Origin of the sequence: Wohlfahrtiimonas chitiniclastica DSM 18708, assembly GCF_000375345.1 — a bacterium.
Taxonomy (GTDB): domain Bacteria; phylum Pseudomonadota; class Gammaproteobacteria; order Cardiobacteriales; family Wohlfahrtiimonadaceae; genus Wohlfahrtiimonas; species Wohlfahrtiimonas chitiniclastica.
This window is the reverse complement of the sequence record NZ_AQXD01000001.1, coordinates 527,472-548,902: the sequence shown is the minus strand read 5'-3', so window position 1 is coordinate 548,902 and position 21,431 is coordinate 527,472. Positions and strand designations below refer to the sequence as shown.

29 protein-coding genes and 1 tRNA gene are annotated in these 21,431 nt (G+C 41.9%); 4 read left to right on the top strand and 26 right to left on the bottom strand.

Features of this window, described 5'->3' with window-relative positions; all coding sequences use genetic code 11:
* The 19 genes from B143_RS0102525 to B143_RS0102430 form a co-directional block, all read right to left on the bottom strand.
* The gene (locus B143_RS0102525) at positions 1-1,173 is read right to left on the bottom strand and encodes a phage tail sheath subtilisin-like domain-containing protein (RefSeq protein WP_018122067.1); all 1,173 of its coding nucleotides are present in this window, start codon (positions 1,171-1,173) and stop codon (positions 1-3) included.
* On the bottom strand, positions 1,173-1,322 hold the full coding sequence (locus B143_RS09925) for an NUDIX hydrolase (protein ID WP_018122066.1): 150 nt from the start codon (positions 1,320-1,322) through the stop codon (positions 1,173-1,175). The genes B143_RS0102525 and B143_RS09925 overlap by 1 nt, the downstream gene beginning before the upstream one ends.
* 2 nt (positions 1,323-1,324) lie before the next feature.
* Positions 1,325-1,690 (bottom strand): hypothetical protein, encoded by a 366-nt coding sequence (locus tag B143_RS0102515; RefSeq protein WP_018122065.1) that lies wholly within the window; start codon positions 1,688-1,690, stop codon positions 1,325-1,327.
* Positions 1,687-2,490, bottom strand: a complete 804-nt coding sequence (locus B143_RS0102510) for a hypothetical protein (protein WP_018122064.1) — start codon at positions 2,488-2,490, stop codon at positions 1,687-1,689. Before B143_RS0102510 ends, B143_RS0102515 begins: the two co-directional genes overlap by 4 nt.
* Positions 2,491-3,057, bottom strand: coding sequence for a phage tail protein I (locus tag B143_RS0102505; protein WP_018122063.1), 567 nt, complete (start codon positions 3,055-3,057; stop codon positions 2,491-2,493). It lies immediately after the preceding gene.
* Positions 3,044-3,940 (bottom strand): baseplate assembly protein, encoded by an 897-nt coding sequence (locus B143_RS09800; protein ID WP_018122062.1) that lies wholly within the window; start codon positions 3,938-3,940, stop codon positions 3,044-3,046. Before B143_RS09800 ends, B143_RS0102505 begins: the two co-directional genes overlap by 14 nt.
* Positions 3,937-4,311, bottom strand: a complete 375-nt coding sequence (locus B143_RS09675; protein ID WP_051063859.1) for a GPW/gp25 family protein — start codon at positions 4,309-4,311, stop codon at positions 3,937-3,939. Before B143_RS09675 ends, B143_RS09800 begins: the two co-directional genes overlap by 4 nt.
* Positions 4,311-4,943, bottom strand: coding sequence for a phage baseplate assembly protein V (locus tag B143_RS0102490; RefSeq protein WP_018122060.1), 633 nt, complete (start codon positions 4,941-4,943; stop codon positions 4,311-4,313). The genes B143_RS09675 and B143_RS0102490 overlap by 1 nt, the downstream gene beginning before the upstream one ends.
* Before the next feature lies 1 nt (position 4,944).
* Complete coding sequence (locus B143_RS0102485) at positions 4,945-5,379, bottom strand: phage virion morphogenesis protein (RefSeq protein WP_018122059.1); 435 nt, start codon at positions 5,377-5,379, stop codon at positions 4,945-4,947.
* Complete coding sequence (locus tag B143_RS0102480; RefSeq protein ID WP_018122058.1) at positions 5,369-5,725, bottom strand: phage tail protein; 357 nt, start codon at positions 5,723-5,725, stop codon at positions 5,369-5,371. Before B143_RS0102480 ends, B143_RS0102485 begins: the two co-directional genes overlap by 11 nt.
* Positions 5,722-6,084 (bottom strand): hypothetical protein, encoded by a 363-nt coding sequence (locus B143_RS0102475; RefSeq protein ID WP_018122057.1) that lies wholly within the window; start codon positions 6,082-6,084, stop codon positions 5,722-5,724. Before B143_RS0102475 ends, B143_RS0102480 begins: the two co-directional genes overlap by 4 nt.
* Before the next feature lie 119 nt (positions 6,085-6,203).
* On the bottom strand, positions 6,204-6,449 hold the full coding sequence (locus B143_RS0102465; RefSeq protein ID WP_018122055.1) for a hypothetical protein: 246 nt from the start codon (positions 6,447-6,449) through the stop codon (positions 6,204-6,206).
* Positions 6,442-6,651, bottom strand: a complete 210-nt coding sequence (locus B143_RS0102460) for a hypothetical protein (protein WP_018122054.1) — start codon at positions 6,649-6,651, stop codon at positions 6,442-6,444. Before B143_RS0102460 ends, B143_RS0102465 begins: the two co-directional genes overlap by 8 nt.
* A 9-nt stretch (positions 6,652-6,660) precedes the next feature.
* A complete protein-coding gene (locus tag B143_RS09670) occupies positions 6,661-7,152 on the bottom strand; it encodes a M15 family metallopeptidase (protein WP_018122053.1) in 492 nt (163 codons plus the stop codon).
* A gap of 2 nt (positions 7,153-7,154) precedes the next feature.
* Positions 7,155-7,361, bottom strand: a complete 207-nt coding sequence (locus B143_RS0102450) for a tail protein X (protein ID WP_018122052.1) — start codon at positions 7,359-7,361, stop codon at positions 7,155-7,157.
* Complete coding sequence (locus B143_RS0102445; RefSeq protein ID WP_018122051.1) at positions 7,358-7,816, bottom strand: head completion/stabilization protein; 459 nt, start codon at positions 7,814-7,816, stop codon at positions 7,358-7,360. The genes B143_RS0102450 and B143_RS0102445 overlap by 4 nt, the downstream gene beginning before the upstream one ends.
* Before the next feature lie 93 nt (positions 7,817-7,909).
* Positions 7,910-8,569 carry a phage terminase small subunit gene (gene gpM / locus B143_RS0102440; protein ID WP_018122050.1) on the bottom strand — a complete coding sequence of 220 codons (660 nt, stop codon included), beginning with the start codon at positions 8,567-8,569 and terminating at the stop codon, positions 7,910-7,912.
* Between the two features lie 9 nt (positions 8,570-8,578).
* A complete protein-coding gene (locus B143_RS0102435; protein ID WP_018122049.1) occupies positions 8,579-9,598 on the bottom strand; it encodes a P2 family phage major capsid protein in 1,020 nt (339 codons plus the stop codon).
* A 9-nt stretch (positions 9,599-9,607) separates the two neighbouring features.
* Positions 9,608-10,429 carry a GPO family capsid scaffolding protein gene (locus B143_RS0102430; RefSeq protein ID WP_018122048.1) on the bottom strand — a complete coding sequence of 274 codons (822 nt, stop codon included), beginning with the start codon at positions 10,427-10,429 and terminating at the stop codon, positions 9,608-9,610.
* A 138-nt stretch (positions 10,430-10,567) separates the two neighbouring features.
* Between B143_RS0102430 and B143_RS0102425 the strand changes: the two genes are divergently transcribed.
* Both B143_RS0102425 and B143_RS0102420 read left to right on the top strand, forming a co-directional pair.
* Positions 10,568-12,310, top strand: coding sequence for a terminase large subunit domain-containing protein (locus B143_RS0102425; RefSeq protein ID WP_162137858.1), 1,743 nt, complete (start codon positions 10,568-10,570; stop codon positions 12,308-12,310).
* A gap of 11 nt (positions 12,311-12,321) precedes the next feature.
* Complete coding sequence (locus B143_RS0102420) at positions 12,322-13,281, top strand: phage portal protein (protein WP_018122046.1); 960 nt, start codon at positions 12,322-12,324, stop codon at positions 13,279-13,281.
* 618 nt (positions 13,282-13,899) lie between these two features.
* On the opposite strand, the gene B143_RS0102415 is transcribed toward B143_RS0102420, so the two are convergent.
* The 3 genes from B143_RS0102415 to B143_RS0102405 form a co-directional block, all read right to left on the bottom strand.
* The gene (locus B143_RS0102415; RefSeq protein WP_018122045.1) at positions 13,900-15,090 is read right to left on the bottom strand and encodes a tyrosine-type recombinase/integrase; all 1,191 of its coding nucleotides are present in this window, start codon (positions 15,088-15,090) and stop codon (positions 13,900-13,902) included.
* Between the two features lie 175 nt (positions 15,091-15,265).
* Positions 15,266-15,342, bottom strand: a tRNA-Arg gene (locus B143_RS0102410).
* A 64-nt stretch (positions 15,343-15,406) separates the two neighbouring features.
* Positions 15,407-15,763: a hypothetical protein gene (locus tag B143_RS0102405; RefSeq protein ID WP_018122044.1), complete on the bottom strand. Its 357-nt coding sequence runs from the start codon at positions 15,761-15,763 to the stop codon at positions 15,407-15,409.
* Positions 15,764-15,964: 201 nt separating this feature from the next.
* Here B143_RS0102405 and B143_RS0102400 point away from each other — a divergent pair, with 201 nt between their 5' ends.
* A complete protein-coding gene (locus B143_RS0102400) occupies positions 15,965-16,663 on the top strand; it encodes a YoaK family protein (protein ID WP_038195845.1) in 699 nt (232 codons plus the stop codon).
* A 38-nt stretch (positions 16,664-16,701) separates the two neighbouring features.
* On the opposite strand, the gene B143_RS0102395 is transcribed toward B143_RS0102400, so the two are convergent.
* Positions 16,702-17,997: a dicarboxylate/amino acid:cation symporter gene (locus B143_RS0102395; protein ID WP_051063857.1), complete on the bottom strand. Its 1,296-nt coding sequence runs from the start codon at positions 17,995-17,997 to the stop codon at positions 16,702-16,704.
* Between the two features lie 251 nt (positions 17,998-18,248).
* On the opposite strand from B143_RS0102395, the gene msrB reads away from it, so the two are divergent.
* Positions 18,249-18,674 carry a peptide-methionine (R)-S-oxide reductase MsrB gene (gene msrB, locus B143_RS0102390; protein WP_018122041.1) on the top strand — a complete coding sequence of 142 codons (426 nt, stop codon included), beginning with the start codon at positions 18,249-18,251 and terminating at the stop codon, positions 18,672-18,674.
* Here the strand turns inward: msrB and B143_RS0102385 are convergent.
* From B143_RS0102385 to B143_RS0102375, 3 genes are read right to left on the bottom strand one after another with little or no spacing between them, the layout of a single operon-like run.
* Positions 18,664-19,356, bottom strand: coding sequence for a hypothetical protein (locus B143_RS0102385; protein ID WP_018122040.1), 693 nt, complete (start codon positions 19,354-19,356; stop codon positions 18,664-18,666). The genes msrB and B143_RS0102385 overlap by 11 nt on opposite strands.
* 1 nt (position 19,357) lies before the next feature.
* Positions 19,358-20,620, bottom strand: coding sequence for a 3-deoxy-D-manno-octulosonic acid transferase (locus B143_RS0102380; RefSeq protein WP_018122039.1), 1,263 nt, complete (start codon positions 20,618-20,620; stop codon positions 19,358-19,360).
* A gap of 16 nt (positions 20,621-20,636) precedes the next feature.
* Positions 20,637-21,401 (bottom strand): outer membrane protein assembly factor BamD, encoded by a 765-nt coding sequence (locus B143_RS0102375; protein WP_008314756.1) that lies wholly within the window; start codon positions 21,399-21,401, stop codon positions 20,637-20,639.
* Between the last annotated feature and the right edge of the window lie 30 nt (positions 21,402-21,431).

The following is a 21,431-nucleotide window of genomic DNA, read 5'->3' as shown; positions in this document are numbered from 1 at the left end:
TTAACCTCCTACAGCATTTTTAATGAATTTATCGGATAAGCGCACCGTTAATCCTGGAGACTCAATCGGTGGCACTGCTGTCAATTCAAGTAACCAATCAGGGCGGCCACTCATCAATGCATCATCACCATTTAATTCAGGATGTAGAATAATCTCACCACCTAAAATACGGCCTGCACGCTGCCAATCATATAAAATGGCATCACCGCGTTGTTTGAACTGATCCAAACGCGCAGGATTCATCGGTTGATCTTGTGTCATGTTTTTGAGTAAATTTGCCAAAGTAATGGCTGCCACTTGGCTTGAACGTGCAAAGACTTCAAAGTACATGGATGAATCAGGTCCCGCGGTGGTGCGGTTGCCCCAAGTGCGGTAGCCATCATCTAACACAAAGCAAGAAATACCCGCTTCATTCAACGTGTTTGCACCTGTGCCATAGCCATTGATGCCGCTATATGTCACCTCTTTGGTTAAACCTGTCACACCTTTGAGCACCTTATTTGAAATGGAATAATGCCAGCCTTTCTCCTGATCTAAGCGGGCGCGTAAACCTGCCAATGCTGGTCCCGCATAGTGCTCAACTTCTGCGGCCAATTGTGGATTAAACTTGATGATGTCACCATAAAAGAACATGCCATAGTTATTGGCAAACTTCTTACGGTATACCAAAGCATCTGCGATATTTTCACAATGGCTCATGCTCATATAAGCAAAACCATATTGACGTTCTGCATGCTCCACCAATGCTTTGGCCACAGCTTCAGATTTATCATAAAGTGGAATGGTAAAAATGCGCGGTGTCACACCCACTTGAGTGGGCGCTAATGCCAGTGCTTTGAGCCCTGTCACGCTATCATTGTCATTCACCTTGCCAATAATATTGGCAATCGTCTCTTCACTTTCACCTTCTGCCACACGCACAACCACAACAGGCGCACGCACTTCTGCATCAATCGATTGCAATGTTTCTGACAACGTGCCTTTATTTCCTGCTTTGGCAATTGCTTTTTTAATATCTAAGACCAAAACACAACGATCTAACGGAAACACTTCAGGATCCGCATCTTCCGCAGTACACACAACGCCAATGGTATCTGTGGCCATAATGCGTGTTTCAATATATGCCTGATCATCAATCGTCAGGCGCACACCATGTAAATATGCAGTGCTCATTATTTCTCTCCTTTTTTATTCTTACCATCCGTCAAATAGCCTGCGTGAACCATCTTTTCAATTTGCTCTTTGGTGAGTTTCTTCACGTCAATCACATCACCTTTTTGATAGCGCACAGCGCCGATTTGGATTTGTCGTAAGACTTCCATGATTACTCCTTGAGTTTTTCAATTTCTGAATTAATATCTTTGATTTTTTGAGCAACTGCTCTTGCTTCTTCTTTTTCATCTAATAAAAGATGCATGTTCATATCTGACTGAAGTGATGACTTCTCATCTAAAAGCTTTTGCAACATCAGTTTTGCTTCTTGGGCTTGTTCTTTATTCAGTAAAGCATCATCGATCACCCAACCTTGATAAGTCCATTTTCCGCCTTTTGACTTATGGTCTCTAAACTGAATGAATTGTTCATCAGTCATCTCAACGAGATTCTCGAAATCATCGTTGAATTTTTGAGCGTCTTCGATTGATTCGTAACCAAAAACTTCATTTGTTTTTTTGTTTGTGTAGTGTTTCATCGTAGTTCGCTCCAAATAATTAAATTTTTCCAACCGACTTTCTCTGCTCTATATGTTGAGCCTGCGGGTACGATAAAAGATGTATGGCCGTACCAATTTTTGCCGTTACCCTGGTCTGTTTCTAGAATTAATGTATTATCGATAAAAATCTTGAGGGGATCGTAGTAGTTATCAAACTCATTATTTATTTGTACGCAAATCGGCTTATTAGTATTATTTTTGTATAACGTATCAAACGTTCTCTGACTCGTAACATTAACCCATTTCTGCCCATATCCTAACCCGTGACTGTTTTCAATGCTCTTCAACTGATCACTAACAGCTTTCTGACTCATCACGTTTGTTGTTGATGTGCCTATGGATTGCACAACAGAGCCACCTGTAATCTTTTTCTCAGCTAGATTATAAGCACTATCTGCTTTATTCTGTGCCGCAGCTGCTTTTTTATCCGCTGTTGCTGCCGCTGTATTTGCCGTGTTCGCTTTGTCATTGGCTTGATTCGCGGCTGTTTGTGCAGCTTTTGCAAGTTTATTGACTTCATTCACAATGCGCTGACTGGCACCCGCTGTGCGTGAATCACCCAAGGCATCCAAAATTTGTGGGATGGCTTTTTGATCAACTTTGGCAACTTCGGCCAATGCATGCATCACTGAACAAGCCAAGTCAAAAATGGCATTGTTATCATTTTCCTTCATACCATCAGCCTCAGGCTGACCACCCATCACATCATCATTTTCACTGACAATGCGAATCTTTTTGAGCCGATCTTCAGCTTTAATATTCTTTAAAATTTCAGGCATTTATCTCACTCCATATCTATAAGTACCGTTGTGCTTAAATGTTTTGTCATGCTTCATGGGGCGTGCATATTGCACATCTAACAATTCACACCGTGCAGGGGCGGTCGCATTTAAAATGCTTTTGGCCATTTCCATTTGGTCAGTTGTCAATGGCGATTGAAAAGCCACAATGTATTGCGCCCATGTCATTGTGGTTTGCTTGGCATATCGAATGCGGCCATTGTGTTTAAACAAACCATCATGTTGTTGGCGCTTCCCTCTACGAATGAATTCAATTTCACCAAAACCCACAGAGCGCATTGCTCTACGCATGGATGCCACAGTGCCTGCTTGCAAACTGATGGCAGGCGCTTCTCTAATCATTTTGCGTTTGCGATCTTCTGGCCATGATTCATCCCAATCTTCAATGCTTCTTGACCATGCCAACCACCCTAATAATTCAGTTGGACAATCCTCTGCACTATTGAGCGCGGCATAACTAAAATCATGCATTGATAATGCACAGACATCCGCTAAATCACGTTCTAATTGCGTGCTAGATGTGGGCAATAATTCATGTGGACGCATAGAAACCACCATCATTCATTTTGATCCCTGTTAATCGGATCACCTGATTCGCTTTAGCGATCACATCTGCTTTCGGTGCAATGATCTTAATGTTCTGCACACCTGGTGCGCGTGCCATATCATGAATGGCATTGAGTGTTAGAGCTTCCCCAAGCTTTGACACATCCTTTTTCAAGGCTTCAAAGCGTTGTTGTACAGAGTGATCCACAAGTGATTTCACCTGACCTTTGTAATACGTCACCGTAATTTCAATGGCTTGATCAATAAACTCTGCTTTCTTGACATACACAGAATCACACAGTGGCACCACCTCTTCAGATTCAAGATAGTTTTCAATCTTCTTTAGCAATACCTCATCAGCCACACCCTTTTGATCATGGGTCACAATGGTTAATGTCACATCGCCCGCTTTTGGTGTATGCGCATGTACGCCCACTTCTTTCACTCTGCCATCCACAGAACGTGCCAATAATTCATAAGCGCGTGCGGGTCCTGCCACAGACCATTTTTTAGGGGCATTTTGTGCGCGGTAACGTAAATCCTCATCTGCCTCCCAAATGGTGGGAATGGGCGGATTGGCATTTGGGTCACCTGCCTGAATGATTAAACGCTCCGTCACTGTATTGGCTGCAATGTTGTCCAAATTATTTTGTGTGGCATATGCCAACATGGTTTGCTTGAGCTTCTCATTGATTTCGTTTTTCAATAAAACGGTTTGATAGGCTGAAAGTTCCAACAATTTTTTAATGGGATCACTCTCAAGCACCAATGTTGCATAATCAGGACTCAATACACGAAATTGAGCCTCTAAATTTGATAACTCTTTTTCATAATCAATCTCATAAAAGACCTCTGGCGTTGGCAATGTTTCTAAATTAATCATGCGGATGCTCCTTTGACAAAATCATTGAGCGCATCAGGATTACGCAATAAGCGCTGGTTCATATAGAACTGTTCACCGCTTTCCTTAATGGTTGCTGCGATCTCTAAATCGACAAGTCCTGCATTAGATACAGGTGTAAAATTCACAAAGGTTGCAGTAATGCGTGGCTCCCAAATGGATAAAGCGATCACCGTTGCACTCATCAGTTGCATCATGTTTTCATCATTTGCAGGTCGGTCGATTAACTCAGGCAATAGAGATCCATACTCTCTACGCATCACACGTGAGCCAATGCGCGTTGTGATGATGTCAATGATGGATTGCTGAATGTGTTGGTTCATAGGGATTTCATGCCCCGTAATTCGATTCATCACACAACACCCCCTGTTTGATCACCACCAGCTTGCACACCACTGTGATGATGCTGGCTATATTTTTTGCCATTAATGGTTGGATCCACTTTAAAATCAATCGGAATATTTACGGTGCCCGCTTTGCCTGAACCACTCATCGCAAAGCCACCTTCTAAATTCGTAAAACCTTTAACCGTGAGGGATTTTTCAATGGTGGTGTCACCATCTAACGTGATCGTGGGGGCATGTACCTCTGCGGTTTGAGTATTGACAATCACATTGGCAGAGCTGTTTAAAGTTAAAGTGCCACTTTCTGTGTTGTGGTGGATCTCATCGCCATTATCAAAATGGATTTTAAAGTCAGCTTCAGACAAATAGGGATAGTTACTTTCATCAAAATAATTGGGGGCAAAACGGCACACATCATCCTCACCACCTTCCATCATCACAGTGCCAGAGACACCGATTTTTGGCGCACACCAAATCCATGTACCACCAATGAATGGCATGGCGCATGGCATCCAATCGCTATAAACACCCTGATCGATTTCAACACGCACTAAGCCTGGCGCTGTCGTTAAATCAACCGCGACAATCTTGCCCACAGGGTTCATGTTTTGAAGTTTTCTATGAATGTCTGACGGTAACATCTCAAAATCCTAAATGTTGTTTAACAGCATCTTCTAATGCTTTTTGATCATCGTTTGTGATGCCAAACAGCTCACGCACGGGATATTTATGCTTCAATCGTTTTTTACGGTTCACGATGGAGGATTTCCCAAATTGGTGAACGCCTGCAATATAGCCATCTAAGCCACTTTTATATTGCACATTGACGCCTTGGTCAGTGGCAATGATGCTTAATCTGCGTAATTGCGAAAGGCGCTTAAACATTTTGCCTTTCTTCATTGAGTATTTTTGTGGCTTACGTGGGACAAATGCTGATCCTTCCGGATCCACGTTTTTCTTGATTCTCTGCCCTGCACTTCGACGTACCACCATCCCCAAACTTTTGGCCAATTTCTTCCGTTCAACGGGCGATAATGCTTTGATCAAATCTTTTAAAGCCCCTAAATCAGCATGCATGAGTCACCAACTTCCCATCCAATCTTTTGACGGATACGTTCTCAACCAACTGCAACTCAATGGCAATGAATGCATCGGTTTCACGTTCTAATGCCGTTTCAAATCGCATAAATTCATCACCGCCTGTTTTACTGGCATGCTCACTCATCCATTCCCCAACCGCGGCAAATAACAACAATGCATCGCCTGCAAAATCATTAATGTAAATATTGGCTCGATAACTCAAACGATAATCCAACGCTTTGGCATTGCTTTTGGTCATCTTGCCTTCATCTGTGAACACATCAAATTTTGATTGATCCACATATTGCTCAAGCATTTGGGTCAGTGATGTGAGCTTTCTCATCGTTTTTCGAGCTCCTTAATCTGGTTCTCATGTTTCTTTAAAAGCTGGTCATGGTTGTTCAAAATCATTTTTGATTCAGAGAGTTCCTTATCAAAGGCACTCATCTTGGTCATAAATGCATCGGCACGATTTTCCAACTTTGTGACCTTCAGATCAGTCAATTCAGTGGTAATGCTGAATTTCTCAATCTTTAAATTCATTTCATTTTGCACATTGGCAAACTTGTCCAATCGGTTGTTATTCGCCGAAAAATACCAAGTGGCAATGGCAATACCGATGCCAAAAAAAGTGCTTAGGATTGCCAGCAGTGATTTATTCACTTCCCGAATTGTTACTGTTTGATGACTCTCAACTGCCATTGCTTCCGCCTTCTTTGCAAAAATATGTGTATAAATCCATGTACTTTTCTAATTGTTCTTGTGTGCCACTGGTGTCCAATTCATGCCCATAAATGGGATCAAAGATGAGACACCAACTGTCATTTCTCACTTCGTAAATAACCTTTGGTGCGCATGCGCTCAATGCGATCAGCATCAGACAACTGAGCATGACGCGCTTTAATGTGGTTCGCTTTTTTGACGTTATGAATGATTTCATGCGCAATGTTTCCCTCTTTAATTGCCTCATCTCGCTGCTTTTTTAACTGCGTCATGCGCCACATCACAATTTTGATCAGTAATGCAGCCACACCGAGCACACCTAATCCCCACACAAAACTATTCATGGTCATCCTTTTTTAAGGCATCGCGTTTTTGAAATGTGGTCACAATGCCTTTAGACACTTTCAAGCCTGCAAATGCCAAACAATAGATCCAATAGATTTCACCCAATGCACTTGGATCACGTACCGCAATCACCAATAAAACAATGGTGGCAACCACAAAAGCGCCTAAGCTCATGACTTTTGTATCATCAATCTTTTCCATGTCTGCCCTCTAAAACTGTGGATATTGTGGAGAGAGAGGCAATTCAAAATGTGGACCATCTGCAAAAGCACGCTGGCCACTGCGAATGCGTTGATCAACATATTTCTGTTGCGCTTGTTCTGTGGTCATGCCGCGGGTCTCAGATAGCAATGCATTCCATACACCACCCCAACGAATCGGGATATTGAGCTCAATGGATGCTTGTCGAACCGCTTCAGCAATTGCATAGCAACCATTCCAATCCCATGCCAACTTGCCATTGATCAATGGCACCAAATCAACCGCATGGGCATAACCATCTTTGCCAATCAAATGGCGTGAACCATGTAATGTTTGGGACGTGCCCTTTTGGTAATTAATCTTTTGTTGGGCGGCTGTGCGCACACCCTCAAAAACTTGAAAATCTTGTTGAGTCAATTGAATGGCTCGTTCAACAATGGCCACTAAATGTGGATGCACACCCACTAAATTTGCACGTGATTTTTGTCCTAACTTAAACATTATCAATCCCATAAACTTATTGTTTGTTTAACTGGCGCTTTGTACTCAGGCAAATAGATCACCGTGCGCGCAGGTAAAATGGCTGGCAACATTGCCAAATGTCTGTTCTCTTTCATCATGATCACTTGATCAAATTGAGACGTTGGCACACTGGCCGCATATAAAGCTGCATCTATGGTTTGTTGGCCATTGGCAATGATCTTTCTCATACCAACACCGCAAACACATCAGGTTCATCATAAAAAGTTCGTACAGCATTCCATCGGTCACGGCGCAATTCATCGACTTCTGGCGTAATGAGGCTTGCGCGGTCTTCACCTGATTTACGCGTCAAATCCATGTCCCGAAAATCTTCTAAAAGCTTTGCTTTACCTTCGCTAAATACTGCACGTTCAAAGTTAAATACATAACGGCTTTTACCCGCCAATTCATCACAGGGGACTTCTTCAAGTGTCAAATACTCAGCATGCTTTGCTCTGAAGATGCGTAATTCAGAAATGACCAAATCAAGGGCGGACAACAATGCCATTTCCACTTGTTCATTTTTAACAGAGTCTAAAATACGCATCGCATCACGAAAACTTTGACCATTAATCCCTGGCCAAAAGCCAGAGCGTGGGATCATTAATTCACTGTTTTTGCTATTTTGACCAATGAAGCTCATCCTAATCCTCCAATGACGGGGCTGTATGCTGGTACTTCGCGTGTCATATCAATGATCAGCTTCCCAACATAAGCCCCCGCGTGGTGACGCTCGTTATTCAACCTTGTCGGTTGATGTCTCTTCTTGCTTGTTTAAAGCAGCTTCAAGCTTATTTGCGCGTGTTTTAACTCCAACATCGGGATCTAATTCAAGCGCACGCTTCCAAACTGCCAAAGCAAACTGTGGATTACTTTCTTCTGATAACTCACCAATGGCACGATTTAACTTCGCACGAATGGCATCCAACATATCTTCATCCATCATCAGATCATTCAAAGCCAATAAATGTTCTAGCGTTGTATCTGGCTTTTGATTCAATGCCCGATTGGTGATCTGTTCCGTGATGGCACCTGCCTTATTGGTCTTAAAGATCGGTGGCAAATCATAATTGTTTGTCATCAAATACGTTGCAATGCGCAGTGCAAAATCAATGTCCCCCGCATCAACTGCCCAAATGAACATTTCAGCGGTGATCTTATCTTCAGGTGCATTTGGATTATCTAAAATGCCTTCAACCCAATGGCGATAATCCTCAAGGTGTTCCGCTTTAAAGCGCTCTTTCTCTTCATAGCTCAAAATGCTGCGTAAGCTAGATAGGTCATGCTTTAAGCGCACCAATAAATTCTGCTGCTCAGGATCCATATCATTTGGAGTGGCTGCATTGCCTTGCAACTCTGCAAGCTTGCGTTCTTTTTCTCGTTTGAAATAAAACACAGATCCCCCTTATTTATCTTCTAAGGTGATTTTTTCAACAAGCACCGCTTGTTCATAATTGTGCAATGCATAAAATTCATTTTGCGTGTTGTAATTCTCATAACGATCACGCTTTGAATTCATCTCATAAGATGAGCGCACAGAGCCTTTTTGAATGCGAATGGCTAAGTTTTTAGGACGCGTCACTAAAATGGTGCCATCGGGGAAAAAGTCGGGGGATTTGGCAATCAAGCCATTGATGACGTAATAAGCTTCCTGTGTGATTTTCTGTGCCGTTTCAGTGTTGGTCGCTTTCTCTAACAACTTCATTTGGCGACCCACCAATAAATCACTGGACACATAAACTTTAAGGTCTTTTTGATACTGCTTAGGGATTAAACTCAATGCTTGAACCACCAATTGATCCAAGTTTTCAATCAATTGACCCTTGCCCACTTTAATGGCTTCACCATTTAACTCAGTGATGGCATGTTCTGGTTTATGTGTGCGAATGCGTTGCAGCCAACCAATGTTCACATCCTGCCCTAATGGATAGGTTTTTTTATCGGTGTTCTCTGCAACTTTTTCACCATTCCAACCAATGCGCTCCATATCTTCACGTTTACTTTCTAAGCGTCGATCTTGTAAACGCTTTTGGAACATCTCTTTGGTGCGTGCAAAGGAGTTCAATTCTGCAAAAGTAAAATGCGTGTCATGATCTGTTTTGACAGCGGTATACACAATGCCTGACGGCTTACCTAAACCGCTTGTTTCACGCTCTTTATCTTCAGTATTTGTACGCCCTGACACCAACTGTGAAGGACCAAAACCAAGATCATTGACAATCATATCTGTACAAAGGTCAATGTCCACTTCACTTAAAATGCCTTCTGAAGCCACCTTTTCCACCCACACATATTCCGTTTGCGGGTTAATGGTAAACTTCTGGCCAGCTTCAATGGCTTTAACATCCACGCCATGCAATTCCGCCTGACGTGCTGTGTAATTGGTTAAACACTCTAATGTGTTTTGTAATAAAACTTCGCTCATAACTCTTCCTTAGACATCTGCTAAATATTCATTGGCACCATTGCCCGCAACAAATTCCTGTTTTGCACTGGGTTCTGGCGTGTTTTTTAATGATTCAAACTCTGTTTTAAGTTCAGTAAATGAGTCTGAAAGCGCTTTGTTTTGTTGCTTGAGCTCTGTAATCACGTCATCTTGCTTGGATGCAAATTGAGTTAAAGCACGTTCTAATGACTCAAGTGAGAAGTTTGACTCTGCTAATTTTGGGGCAGATTTTGGCGGTTCATTTTGTTCACGTTGTGCCGCAAACAGACCCGCAAATAAGCTTTTAAATAAGCCTTTTTCATTGGCATCCACATCACCATCGTCTACAAAATCAATGCCTGTAAATTCCAATGCAGTTGAAAAAATGTGCTCAGGCTTATGACGCACTTGAATGTTAAATTGCAAAGCTTCAGTGCCAAGGCTTGCAGGTGAGTCGGTCACACCTAAACCTGAAAGATATGCTTGATTGGTTTTTGCAAAGTTTGGTGCAATTTCAATGGAAAAGCCTTTCTTTTGATTTTTGGCATTCCACTCAACAAGGGCTGGCGTCACTTCCATTTCTGCATATAACGCACGCTGCGTAGTGCCATTGATTGCATAATCTTCCGCTTTTAATGCCAAAACATGACCATAATTGCCAAATGTGCTGTCAGGGTATGAGCTGCGGATGTGCTCCATCCAAATGTTTGCTTGATAAACCGCAGGATTATATGACGCGGCCATTTCATTGATTTGTTGTGGGGTGATTTCTCGCCCATCAATGGTGGGACCACTGACCGCAACCCGTGTCCATTTCGTTTTTTTATTCATGAATAGAATCCTAATCGTACAAAAGAGGATTCAATTTTTACGTTAATGGCAACAGAACGCACGTCATTACAGTTTGCCCTCAAGGGTTGCAAACTCAAACGAGATTATTTTTTACGCGTAACCATAGAGAATGAGCACATGAATAATGAATTGCTCATCACACCAGAAAACACCCAACCACGCGAACTTTCAAGGCTCTTTTATTTCGCGGGCTTTCGCGTATCTGAAATTTCCAAAATGATTGGCACGCCAGAGAGCACCATTTACGATTGGCGCAAAAATGATAAATGGGATGAGGCGGATTTTTTCACACGTTGCCAAGATGCTTTTCAGCTCAAATACATTCGTTTACTGATGAAGAACACCAAAACAGAAAATGAATTGCGTGAGTTTAAAGAGCTTGGTGTACAAATGAAAAACATCTACTCACCCAAGCCACAACGCAAAAAACGCAGTGCGCAAATCAATAGCGATCAATTCGATTGGGAAAAATTCCAATCCCAAATCAATGAGGGATTAAAAGATCTATTCCCATTCCAAACGCAGATCATTCAAGACATTGAAAAATATAAAAACAGTAAAAAGAGTTCGGCTGAATTCATTTTTGGTAAAACTCGACAGGCTGGCTTTACCTATTTTCTATCTTATTATGCCCTACGCCGTTTGGTGAATCTCAAACACAATCAAATTTACATTTCAGCCAGTAAAAATCAGGCGTTCCAAGCCAAACGCTACATGTTGGCCTTTGTTAAAAATCTGACGGGGGTTGAATTATCAGGCGGGGATGCCATTAAATTTAAAGATGATCTGAACTTTTATTTTTTAGGTGCCAATCCATACACTGCCCAAGGCTATACAGGCGATGTGACCTGTGATGAATTCTTTTGGATGCCTCGCTTTGAAGAGTTACAAACCGTTGTGACCGCATGTGCGACACATAAAAACTTTATTATTAATTATTTATCCACGCCTTCTAGTAAAAAGCATCCTGCCTATAAATTTTGGACGGCTGCTGAATACCACTCAAACAAAAAGAATAAACCCTTTAAGGTCGATCATGCCTCACTTAAAAATGGGCGGCTGTGTGAAGATGGTAAATTCCGTAAGATCATCACCATTCATGATGCGATTGCAGGCGGTTTTGATTTAGTGGATTTAGATAGTTTACGTCTACGTTATACGCCAGATCAATTCTCAAAGCTGTTTGAGTTCGAATTCTTTGATGACATGGAAAGCGCATTTAATTTTAATGATTTAAGCGCATGTATGGTGGATTCATGGGAGAAGTGGACAGACTTTGAACCTTTAACCAAACCCCATAAACCATTTGGCCGTAAAAAGGTGGCTGTGGGCTATGACCCTGCCCGCACCAATGATGGTGCTGCGTGTGTTGTGGTTGCCATTCCATCCAATAAAAATGAGCCGTATCGCATTTTAGAAAAGCACTTTTGGCAGGATGTCTCCTTTGACAATCAAGAGCGCTATCTCAAAGAAATCACAGATCGCTACAACGTCGTACATCTTGGCATTGATACCAGAAACATGGGATTGGTGATCGCTGAACGCGTGGAAAACTTCTATCCAAACTTAACGCGTTACCAAAGCGATCTATCCTTAAAAACCTTATTTGTCCTACAAGCCAAAACCCTATTTCGTGAGCGCAAAATAGAATTTGATGCAGGTTGGCAGGATCTTTTATCCAGTTTTTTAAACATCAAAAATGCCATGACCAAATCACAGCAATATGCCACGTTCCAATCTGTGAGAGATGAAGAACATGGGCATGCAGATTTAAGTTGGGCAACGATGTACGCGCTGGGCTATGAACGATTCGATGGCACAACGGTCGATACTGAACATGAACATATTGTAGTTTTATAGAGAGAATGATTATGAATAATGATGTAGTGACATTTAACATGGGCGAGCCTGAGATCTTCAGCCCACACGATTTCATTGATATGTTATCTTGCCAAACCATTGATGGCTACTATGCTCCACCCATTTCATACGACACATTAACCAAATTGCCTCGTTTGAATACCCATCATGAATCCGCTTTAGATTGTAAAAAAAACATCCTCAGTTCTATTTTTAAAGATACTCATTTTTTAGATTATGAATCGTGTGAAGCCTTCATTGCTGATTATCTAATTTTTGGCAATGCTTATCTTGAGCCTGTTAAATCATTGGTGGGCAATACAATTCGCTATCGCCATGTGATGGCCAAATATACCCGCGTTGGCACAGATGGCAATTATTACTTTCTCAAAAACTTTGGTGAGAAGATCAAAAAGAACAACCTGATTCATGTCAAAGCTTATGATGTGAATCAAAATGTGTATGGAATCCCACCATATTTAAGCGCCATGCTCAGTATTGCATTAAATCATGCAGGCACCCTATTCCGTTATAAATATTACAAAAATGGATCGCATGCGGGCTTTATACTTGCCATCAATGGACATGTTTCAGATAAGGGCATGAAAACCATTGAAGAGACGCTCAAAAAGACAAAGCAGTCAGGTAATTTTAATAACCTGCTCGTTCATTTGCCCAAAGGGGATAAAGATTCTGTGCAGCTGATTCCCATTAGCCAGATTGCAGCCAAAGATGAATTCGTCAATATCAAAGATGTGTCACGTGATGACATTGCCACCGTTCATCGTGTGCCATTGGTGCTCATGAGTATTCAAGCAACAAATGCTGGTGGCTTTGGTAATCCTGCACCATTTGCGAAAGTCTTTTACAAAAATGAGCTGTATCCAATGATCCGAAAATTCTACTCAGTGAATCATCGACTTGGCCAAAAGATATTTGATTTTGACAAATACGACTTAGAAGAAAGCTAGGGGGTGTTTCTCAAAAGAGTAACATCAGTAACCTGATTTTGTAATATTTACCAAAAGCATTGGTATTGCTACATTTCAAGAGATTTTAAAAATGTAACATTTTAGTATTTTTTAGTAACCTCAGATTACAAAAATCTATATCTATTTGAATTTAAATGATTATTTTTATAAAAAATGTTACATCTTATTTGTAATATTGATTACAGAAAAGTTACTTAAATGTTACATTTTGGAAACTCTCAAAAGCTAGTGATTGCAATGCATTTGGAAGAGTTATAAAAAAATGTTACTGAAATTACTACTTTTAAAACATACCCACAAGTTTTAAAAACTCTCTATTTAAGGGCGGAAAATTTAAAGAAAAAAGTAATATAAATATTCGAAATAAATCAGAATCCCAATTTGGTTGCTTATCATTGATGTGATCAAGCGCAATCCTTTGGTAATACTGCACAGCATTGCCCTCTTCTACGCACCTACGCCATAATTTTGGCCGTAAAAAAACGCCTTTTTTGCATAAAGCCCGCCGTGGTGAGGTGCGGATTTTTCGGGGGCATTTCTTAAAATAAAAATAATCCTCATCCAACAGCATCCACTTAAATAGAAATCATTGTTTAATTATATAAGCTTGAATTTTTTCAGGGCTTTCATATTATTTTTTTCTGTATCACACATATCTATAAAGTCACTCCACCAAATCAAAGCTTCTTTTCTGTGTTCTAAGTACTGTGCGCGATTATAAGCAGCGCGTACAGCATCACTATCTTTGTGCGATAAACACATTTCAATCACATCTCTATCAAATAAACATGTGCCATTTAATACTGTGGAAGCCAATGCCCTAAAACCATGTACTGTACTATCAATACCACAGCGATTAATTGCTGTATTTGGTGTGTCTTTATGAATATGTGTACTTAAATGATTATTTTGAAAAATATATTGAGATGATTTGAATTTCTTCATATCTTCGAGAATTTCCAATGATTGTTCAGTTAAATGAACAATATGAGCCCTTCTGCTTTTCATTCTCTCAGCGGGTATTGTCCAAACATCACCGTCAATTTCATCCCATGTAGCATATACAGCTTCGCTAATTCTGCACATGGTTCTTAATGTAAACTCGGTGCATTTTCGAACAATTAATGAACTTCTATCAGATGCAAAAAAATCATTTAACATATATATTTTTGATGGATCTAGCGCCCTATGATTCTGTTTTTCACGTATGGTAAAAGCCGATGCAGTGACTGACGTAACAGGATTCATATCACATAATCCTCGTGCAATGGCATAATCAAAGGTTAATTTAAGTGCTGATTTTGTTTTCTCTAATGTTTCTCCAGCACCACGCTTATCGATTGGCGCTAATGCTGCAACAATATCTTTAGGCCTAATTTTTGTGATGTCTAAATTTTCAATTGTAGGAAAACAATCTTTTTGGACAGATGATAAGGCCCGATTTGCAGTTGATTCAACAACAAGCAATTTCCATTTATCAAACCATTCATAAAAAACCTGACCAAATGTCATGATATCTTTTTTAGAGATACTTTGATGATTCTCCAGATTCCCTTTGAGTTCATCGCGTTTTTTTCTCGCAGCGGCTAAAGGGATGTGCTGCGCATCACCAATTGTGTAAGTTTTACGTTTTTTATTGAGATCATAATAATCTAACCGCCAAACTTTCTTACCTGTTGGATAAATTGTCAGTATTAACCCGCCACCATCATAAAGCTTGTAAGCTCTAGGCTTAGGCTGGGCTTCTTTAACTTGTTTGGAAGTAAGTGGAAGTATAATTTTCGCCATTTTGGAAGTAAAACCTTACAAATTTGGAAGTAGATACTCCAATCTTACTTCCATTTACTTCTATTTTAAACTAAATTTTTATATTCTTGGCTATTCTAGAAACGAAAAAAGCATAGTAGAACCCTGATTCTATCTATGCTTTACTATTATTGATTATTCTCTTCTATTATGAAAATGGCGCGCCCGAGAGGGATCGAACCTCTGACCTTCAGTTTCGGAAACTGACACTCTATCCAACTGAGCTACGAGCGCAAAGCGTGGCTATTGTAGCGAAGTTTCTGCCATTTTCATAGATGTATTAATGGGCAGCAGAAAATTAGCGCTTCTTGCGCACCTCAATTTGTGCGCCATCATCAATGTGAATGTTCGGAATCTGTTTATACAATTGTAGTTGACCTGTGATGCACACATTTTTACCATGGAGCGCCCGCAAAGCATATACGCCGCCTGCCGCATCGACATTGCGTTGCCACACGACGCCATAAAAACTTTGGTTCGGATAAGCAGCATCAAAGTTGATGAACACTGCCTTATTCGTCACCGTCACTTGCTTGACGTCACCGCACACCGTTTGCGTTGCATGCATGTATTGATGCGCCTCGCGTGCCGTAATGTCCGCATAGGCAGCACTTAAAATCACCACCAATGCTGCGCCATACCCTAAAATCTTCATGCCATCCTCCTCAATGTTGGCTCATTCATCATTTTTGCCTAGCATATCACAAGAAAAAAGCAGCTGCGCAGTCGATATTATCTTGATATATAGCGTATAGATCACCATTAAAATCGATTATTTAATCATTTATATCAATTGATTAATTAAAAATGAAATGATACGTTGAGCATCATCATTATTGAAGGCAAAGGCATGATTATGACAACGAATCAACACCCCTTTCCTGTTATGGAAAATCCTGGCATCGCCTGCTTTTTAGCGATCATCGCGGGGATGATGAATGGTTTTACCTATGATCAAGCGGGCGTCTTTGGTACGGTGCAATCAGGCAATGTGATCATGATTGGCCACTCATTGGCTACAGGCAATTGGGCACATTTAAAAATTGCGGCGCTCACCGTCTTAGCATTTGGCTTAGGATCAATGACTACGGTATTCATCCAATATTTAGATTCTGTGCGCAAAAAACTCAATTGGACCTTTGTTATTCTCCTGTTAGAATCCGCCATCCTTTGCCTATTGGCCACAGGCATCCTAACGCCCTATTTGAGCTTGATTGGCATCTGTATCATCATTTCCTTCATTGCGGGCATGCAAGGCAATGGCTTTCATAAAATGAAGGGCATGCTGTATGGCAACATTGCTGTCACCATGGTGGCACAACTAGCCTTTAATCACTTGATGCGATTTTTGTGTGGTGATCACAGCGCATTTAAAACGGCGATTCTTTATTTCTCTGTGCTCTGTAGCTTTGCCCTTGGCGGATTCTGTGGCACATTATTAACACACCATTTACATGATCATTCACTCTTTGTACCGGCAGCGCTCCTTGTTTTACTGGCTCTTTATCTCTATTTTAGCCCACGTAAAAAAGGCATCGCGATTGATCCCACATAAAAAAGCTCCGCAGTGCGGAGCTTGTCATTCACAGATGATTATACAGATTCTGGCGGAATAATGGCATCTTCAGAGCTTGCCACCAAGGTTGCAGCAGTCATAGAACTACTGACATTTGCACAAGTGCGCGCCATGTCCACAAATGCATCAATCCCCGCAAAAATCCCCACCACTTCCACAGGTAAACCCATCGTTAAAAAGAGGGCTGTGGCGATCAAAATACCGCCGCCCGGCACGCCTGCTGTCCCTAGTGACACAAGCGGCGTCAACGCAATGATGATGATCACTTGCGTCATCGTCACATCGCCCGTTGTGGCATTTAAGGCGAAGATTGCGAGCAATACCGGCCAAACGCCTGCGCAGCCTGCCATGCCAACACTTGTACCGAGCGACCCCACGAATCCTGCAATGTTGTCAGAAACACCCACGCGCTTAGTTAAGCAATCAATGTACAATGGCAATGTGCCCGCACTGCTTCTTGAGCTGAATGCCATGATTTGTGCGGGTAAAATCGCTTTAAAATATTTGATGGGATTTAATTTTGCAACAAGGGCGATCAAAATACCGCCCGTGATGAAAATATGGAAAAAGCAAGCAATGAATGTCAGAGCAATCACCGTTAATAAGGGTTTTAAGACTGAGGCATCGCTTGTGGCCAATGTATTGGCCATCAATGGCACAATCGCATACGGCAACAATTTAATGAGCACTTTAACGATTTGATAAATCACGATGTACGCCGCGTCAATGAACTCAATGAATGCCGTCACATTGCGCCCACGCGTGCGCACAGCCACCAATGCAATGCCCACCATAATGGCAAACAATACCACCGGAATCACTTGCCCTGCGGCCATGGATTTAAACAAGTTATTCGAAAATAGATCAGTGATCACTTGTGTGATCGGTGGCACCGCTTTTTGCACATAATCTTCAGCGCCTGTTAATGTGCTGCCCTTGCCTAAATCAATCGACAATGCCAATACTGCGGCCACAATCGCCGCTAAAATCACCTGAAACAACAACCAAAAGAAGCTTTTTGAGCCAATCGATTGCAATGCCTGCACGGACTCCATTTTATTAATCGAGCGAATCAAAGAGACAAGCAATAACGGGATCACCATCATGGAGATGGTTTTCACATAAATGGTGCCAAAAACGGCAAAGTAAGCTGTATCGCCGGGGAAAATTACGCCAAGCACGCCACCGATGATGAGTGCCACCATCGAAACCACGCCAAAATTTGTGCGCTTAGATAATACATAAATGGCAGCAAAGCTCAATAAGCCGACAGCGAGCATCACAAAGCTCATGAGCTGCATATGGTGAGTCATTTTTACATCCTTTTCTAAAATTTAAACAACAAGAAATGGAGTGCAAAAGACCCACGCGCAATCAGCCCGTACCACCTTTGGCACTCCGACATATCCCTAAACTAGGGATTAAATGAGTGCGTCAAATGGAGAGGGGTCGAGTCAATCGCATGATGAATTCTGAAAAAATTAAGGCGCGTATCCTAACACCGAATGCCATGGGAAATCAAAATTTGTTATGCTCATTCTTTACCCGCAAAAGGAGATGAATGATGAATCAAGATGATTTAAAAAAACGTTTAACGGATCTGCAATATTATGTGACGCAAGAAAATGGCACAGAGCGCCCATTCACCAGTCATTATAATGATTTTGATCAGGCAGGCATTTATGTAGACATCATCAGCGGTGAGCCGCTCTTTTGCTCTTTAGATAAATTTGATGCCGGCTGCGGTTGGCCGTCCTTCAGCCGCCCGATTGAAACCCTCAAAGAGGTGCGTGACTTAAGCCATGGCATGATCCGTACAGAAGTGCGAAGTGCACAATCAGATGCCCACCTTGGGCATGTTTTTACGGATGGTCCGGTTGAAATGGGCGGCTTACGTTACTGCATCAATGGTGCAGCGCTGCGCTTTGTGCCTTTCGAAACCATGGCAGAAGAAGGCTATGGCGATTATTTGGCACTGTTTAAAGCTTAAGCTGCTTTTTCACCTCTTCCACCAACACTGATTGATCCTGCTTACTGAAAAAGCTCAGCAATTTACCCTGACCATTCATCAAGAAAAAGGGCTTGCTGCCAAAGCTGAACATGCTGAGGTTGCGAGGTTTAAAGCGAAAACGCTCCACAAAATGCGGATGCGTGACGCGGGTCGGATCAATCAGCATTAAATTCTCATATTGTGTCATGGCAGGATAGGTGTGTATCTCTCCCATCAACACAATCTGTAATTGATCATCCCAAGCCGATTGCAGATGATTGATGCTTTTACTGAGCTGCTCTGAATCTGCGCTCAAATCATGCAGATCCATAAAAAGTGTAGGTTTACCCAGTAAATCAGTGATGGCACAGAACTTTTGCCCCATGCGCCACTCAATGTACGGCACAGAATCATGCACCACAAGCCCTTGCTGCCCTTCAAAAACGGAGGTGGCTTCGGTGGTTAAATAATCAATGAGTTGATCAAGGCGATCACTCAACGCCTCTTTAGAGAGATTACGATACATCTGATAGGCACTTTGCATGAGCCAACTGTCCGGATCAGAGATCCGCACAAACAGCGGCACATGGTTCACAATCTTCTCAAGGGCTGCTCGCTCAAAATAGAGCTTGGTCAAAGGTGGCAGATAAAATTGATTCAATTGTCGCAAGCGCTCTTTCATCTCATCTCTCCTCAAGTGCCCCCTTTAGGGCGTCGATCACATAGGGCAAAGCATGCTGATTTTGTTGCACACAAGCTTCGGCGGCGTTTTTCATGCGCCGACGCACCGCGCGCTCTTCAATGAGTTTGGCCATCTGATCATCTAACGTTTCATGGGTGAGGATCTCAATGGCATCGTGCGCTTGAAAAAGGGTCACCATCTCCATAATGTTATCCACATAAGGCCCCGTGGTGATCACCTTTTTAAGGCATGCGGGCTCTAAAATATTGTGTCCGCCAATGGGGACAAAACTGCCGCCCACCGTCACAATGTCAGAAACGCCATAGAGATACAACAGCTCACCTATCGTATCAAATAACCACACATCATGATGGTTGAACTCAAAATCCTCAAGCGCCGTTTCACTGCGCGCTTGGCATAAAAAGCCATAATCTTTAATCAGATTACGCACAGCCTTAAAGCGCTCAGGATGCCTTGGCGCTATGGCCAATTTAAGGTGTGGATGCTGCTCTTTTAATGTTTTAAAATGCTCTAAAATGAGCTTTTCTTCCCCATCATGGCTGCTCGCTAAACACCATAACAGATAATTGTGCTTGCCTTTAGTCAGCTGCGTCACTTGATAAGTGAAATCTTCTGGCAAAATGGTGAAGTATTTTAAATTGCCCATCACCGTCACTTTCTCAGCGCCAATGGCTAAAAAGCGGGCTTGATCCTCTTTTGTTTGCGCCATCACATGAATGGGCGCTAAAAGTTTGGCAATGGTTTTGGGCATCTTTTGATAGCCCTTTTGCGAACGATCCGACAAACATGCGCTGATGATGAACGTTTCAATCCCCAATTTGGCGCATTGACTGAGAAGGTTGGGCCAAATCTCCGTCTCCATGATCATCAAAGCCTTAGGGCGCACTTTTTTTAAAAAGCGGCGCACAAAAAAGCCAATGTCATGAGGCAAAAAGGTGACAGAGACTTGATCCCCGAAGCTCTTTTCAATCTGCGCACGTCCCGTTAATGTGGTTGTGGTGATCAAAATAGAACATGATGGCGAGGTTTTCAATAACTCGCACACCAATGGCGTCATTGCGCGCACTTCCCCTAAGGAAACCGCATGCAAAATCACATCGTGAGGTTGAACAGCGTTTGAAAAACCGAGGCGCTCAATGCAATAACGCCCCGCTTTGCCTGATTTTTTATCTTTCAAATACCGAAATAATAAAACCCATGGCAGGATCACCCACCATAGGATTCTATACACTAAAAATAACATGTCCGATCAATGGCGCTTATAGAGATTTTAAACCTGCGTAATTTGGGTAGTTCTTTTGCAAAATGCGCAAGCGATCATTGGCCATATTCTCTAAACCAAGGGCTCGATACGCTTTGACTTGAATGAGCAATGCTTCTTGTACAGCCGGTGAGCCATCGTAATTATCAATCACATATTGCGCACGGTTCGCCGCGCCCACATACGCTTTACGCTGCATGTAGAAATTGGCAATGTGGATTTCTGATTGCGCTAAAGTATTGCGAAGATAAATGACACGTTTTGCGGCATCTTCTGCATACACACTGTTTGGATACTTATCTAAAATCACCAAAAATGCTTCCATCGAATCTGTGAGCTGCTTTTGATCCACTTTTGTATGATCAGGCGGTAAGAATTTATCGATGATGGAACGGGCTTTATCAAAGTTCACTAAACCTTTCATGTACCATGCATAATCCACATGTGGATGATTTGGGTAGAGTTTAATGAAGTTATCGGCCTCTTGTAGCGCCTCTTTATGATCACGATTGAGATAGTATGCGTAAATTTTATTCAACTTCGCCTGTTCTGCATAATTCCCTTGGGGGAAGCGCGCTTCGATCACATCAAAACGTTCAATCGACTCTTTATAACTACCACCATCTAAACTTGATCGACCTTCCTGTAAAAGATCACTGCCTGACATCATACGATAACGATCTTCTTTTTTGGTACTTGAGCATCCAACAATCAACAACATTGTTGATAAAAGTACGCTACAATGCAAAACAGTTTTATTCATATTCAAATCCATGTGATTTAGTGTTTTAAC